General features: G+C 63.1%; 2 protein-coding genes. One reads left to right on the top strand and one right to left on the bottom strand.

Features of this window, described 5'->3' with window-relative positions:
• A partial coding sequence (locus EN932_RS33820) for an IMP dehydrogenase (protein WP_128369422.1) occupies positions 1–779 on the bottom strand: 779 nt, incomplete at its 3' end.
• Between the two features lie 307 nt (positions 780–1,086).
• Here EN932_RS33820 and EN932_RS33825 point away from each other — a divergent pair.
• Positions 1,087–2,505: a DHA2 family efflux MFS transporter permease subunit gene (locus EN932_RS33825; RefSeq protein ID WP_013532287.1), complete on the top strand. Its 1,419-nt coding sequence runs from the start codon at positions 1,087–1,089 to the stop codon at positions 2,503–2,505.
• Positions 2,506–2,533: the final 28 nt, after the last annotated feature.

Genomic DNA, 2,533 nt, shown 5'->3' on the forward strand with positions numbered 1-2,533 from the left:
GTGTCGATCACCAGAAGGTCGACGCCGGCATCGATGAGGCGTTCGGCGCGCTCGAAACCGTCATCGCCGACGCTGGTGGCGGCGGCGGCGCGCAGGCGGCCCTGTGCGTCCTTGGTGGCGTGCGGATTGAGCTGCGACTTCTCGATATCCTTGACGGTGATCAGTCCGACGCAATTGCCTTGCCTGTCGACGACGACCAACTTTTCGATCCTGTGCTGGTGCAGGAGGCGCTTGGCCTCGTCCTGGTCGACGTTCTCCTTGACCGTGATCAGGTTGTCACGGGTCATCAGTTCATGGACCTTCTGCGCCGGATCGGACGCAAAGCGCACGTCGCGATTGGTCAGGATGCCGATCAGCCGGCCGATCTTGTGGCCGCCGCTGCCGCCGTTCTCGACCACCGGAATGCCCGAGATCGAATAGCTGCGCATCAGGCCCAGCGCGTCGGCGAGCGTCGCGTCGGGGCCGATGGTGACGGGATTGACCACCATGCCGGATTCGAATTTCTTGACCTGCCGCACCTGCTCGGCCTGTTCGGCCGGCGAGAAATTGCGGTGGATGACGCCAATGCCGCCGGCCTGGGCCATGGCTATGGCAAGCCGCGCCTCGGTGACGGTGTCCATCGCCGCCGACAGGATCGGCACATTCAGGTCGATGTCGCCGGCGATGCGGGTGCGGACATCGGTTTCGCCAGGCATGACCTCGGAATGACCCGGCTGCAGCAGCACGTCGTCAAAGGTCAGCGCCAATGCGCCGGTGGACGTTTCGATGATTTTTGCCATGGCCAGTCCCTTGAACATAAAAACGGTGGGGGAATACAAAAAAGCGCTGGACCGGAATGGACAGCGCCGACTCGTTTCTTCCCTTTCAGGATTGGCGCTGGCTGGTACCACGTCCAAGCACCGATGAAAAGCCGATGATTTCACGCTCCCGGAAAGGTGACTTTCCGGCGAAGGGATGCCACCTGTGGTTGCCGGTCGCACAAAAGTGACAGCAAATTAATGCGACATCCCGGCGAAGGCATGGTAACCGCCCGCCTCAGGGCCGACATGCAACCGGCAACGCAACATTCAAGTCTGGACGCGTTCGTTGAACCGCACCATCCCGCTTATATTGGCGGTCGCCCTTTTCATGGAAAACATGGATTCGACTGTTATCGCGACATCGCTGCCGGCGATCGCCGTCGACATCCACACCAGCCCGATCGCGCTCAAGCTGGCCCTGACCGCCTATCTCGTCTCGCTGGCGATCTTCATTCCGATCAGCGGCTGGATGGCCGACCGTTTCGGCGCCAAGAATATCTTTCGCGCCGCGATCGCCGTCTTCATCGTCGGTTCGATCGCCTGCGCGCTCTCCGGTTCGCTGCCGGCTTTTGTGGTCTCGCGCTTCCTGCAAGGCATTGGCGGCGCCATGATGACACCGGTCGGGCGGCTGGTGCTGGTGCGCGCGACACCAAAAAGCGAACTCGTCGCGGCGATGTCCTGGCTAACCGTTCCGGCGCTGGTCGGTCCGCTGGTCGGTCCGCCGGTCGGTGGCTTCATCACCACCTATTTCACCTGGCACTGGATCTTCCTGATCAATGTGCCGATCGGCCTGATCGGCATCTGGCTGGCGACGCGTTTCCTGCCGGAGACCGAATCGATGGAGACGCCGCCGCTCGACTTCCTCGGCTTCGTGCTAAGCGGGTTGGCGGCATCCGGCGTGGTTTTCGGCCTGTCGGTGGTGAGCCTGCCCTATTTGCCGCCGGCCACCGGCCTTATCACCGTAGCGGTCGGCCTGCTGTCGGGCGCGCTCTATCTGCTGCACGCGCGGCGCGCCAAAAATCCCTTGCTGGCGCTCGAATTGTTCCGCAACCAGGTGTTCCGCTCCTCGGTGCTTGGCGGCGGACTGTTCCGCATCGGCATTGGTGCCGTGCCGTTCCTGCTGCCGCTGATGTTCCAGATCGGTTTTGGGCTGACGCCGTTCCAGTCCGGCATGATCACCTTCGTCTCGGCGATCGGCGCCATCGGGATGAAGTTTGTCACCGCGCTGATCTTCCGCGTCGCCGGCTTCCGCCGCGTCCTGGTTGTCGGTTCTCTGGTCGCCGCCGCCTCGATCGCCATCAACGGCCTGTTCACACCCGACACACCCTATCTCTTGATGCTGGCCATGCTGCTCGTCGGCGGCTTCATCCGCTCGATGTTCTTCACCGGCGTCAATGCGCTCGCCTATGCCGAGGTTTCGGCTGAAGACACCAGCAAGGCGACACCGATCACGGCGGTGTTCCAGCAGTTGTCGGTCGCGCTCGGCGTGGCGCTGGCCGGCGGAATCCTGGAAGTGTCCACAAGCCTGCACGACCGGTCACTGACGCTGGCGGATTTCCACACCGCGTTTTTCGTCGTCGCGGCGATTTCGGCCGCCGCGTCGCTGTCGTTCATGCGGCTGGCGCCCGATGCCGGCAACGCCATCTCCGGCCACGGCCGCCTGACCACACCCAAGACGCTGGAAACGAGCACGGCGGGGAAGTAGTTTTCTCCTTCCTTCTCCCCCGTGGGAG

The sequence above is a fragment of the Mesorhizobium sp. M7A.F.Ca.US.002.01.1.1 genome (assembly GCF_004022955.1).
Classification (GTDB): Bacteria; Pseudomonadota; Alphaproteobacteria; order Rhizobiales; family Rhizobiaceae; genus Mesorhizobium; species Mesorhizobium ciceri.